The 937-nt window shown below is 32.1% G+C and carries 1 protein-coding gene and 1 pseudogene; one reads left to right on the top strand and one right to left on the bottom strand.

Going from position 1 to position 937, the window contains the following annotated elements; all coding sequences use genetic code 11:
- Positions 1–195: hypothetical protein (locus AC1DND_RS28570; protein ID WP_477586310.1), on the bottom strand; the 195-nt coding region annotated here is incomplete at its 3' end.
- Between the two features lie 503 nt (positions 196–698).
- On the opposite strand from AC1DND_RS28570, the pseudogene AC1DND_RS28565 reads away from it, so the two are divergent.
- Positions 699–937: pseudogene (locus AC1DND_RS28565) on the top strand (Pycsar system effector family protein); the annotation flags it as partial.

The following is a 937-nucleotide window of genomic DNA, read 5'->3' as shown; positions in this document are numbered from 1 at the left end:
ATCTAATGCTTGTATACTTGGGTATTCGCCCGCATTATCTAATTTTTTGCCCAGGTATGTCGATAATAAAGTGTTATCACGATCTGTTTCTAAGATCAGTACATTGTTTTTTGTAGCAATTTCTATCGTTTTCTGCGCTAAGCTGTTTAAGCCGATTGCCATTGAGAGTAAAAAAAAAGTAGTTTTTCTTTTCATTATTTATTCGGGAAATTTTGGGTAGTGTATAGTGTTTTGTATCTTTTATATTTGGTTTTGTAAAATTCGAGGCCAGTTTTTAGAATAAGCAAACCAACTTGTAAGCGTTAAAATGCATTAACAATTATAAATACCATAATTGCTATCATTCAGGTTTAGGTTATTAATGCCAACTCAAAATACTATTGCTTATCAACTACAAGCTAATAAGTGCAAATTAGAATTTTCTGAAGCTAATGAATGTCCTATTTATATCAGATTATAATCTTTTTTTAACAAGAAATAACCTAGTCGCAGGAGATTATAGTGCTAAACTCAATCATTTCTAAATCTAATTGTAAAATAAACAAGGCATTATTATTGTTAAGGGGAGATCAGCATTGTTTTTAAAAAATTAGCGTAATTTTATAATCATAAAAAAATAATACAATTTTCAGCTTTAAACATTTTCAAGAAATGCATTTCCATCGTCATATTAAATTACCGCAACCCCGAATACACTCATGAACTATAAAAAATTGCAGGAAGATGTAGAAAAGCACGTTGGCGATTACTTCCATACCCATAACGATCCTCGCCTGGTTTATCATAACCTGGAACATACACAAGAAGTGGTAAATGCTGCGCAGCAAATTGCCAATCATTATCAGCTTAATGAACAGGATTTTTTCTCTGTAACCGTTGCGGCCTATTTTCACGATACGGGATATTTCGAAGATGCACTAAACCACGAAGCAAAAGG

This window comes from Pedobacter sp. 01N416, from assembly GCF_056399685.1.
This window is presented reverse-complemented; position numbering and strand designations above follow the sequence as displayed.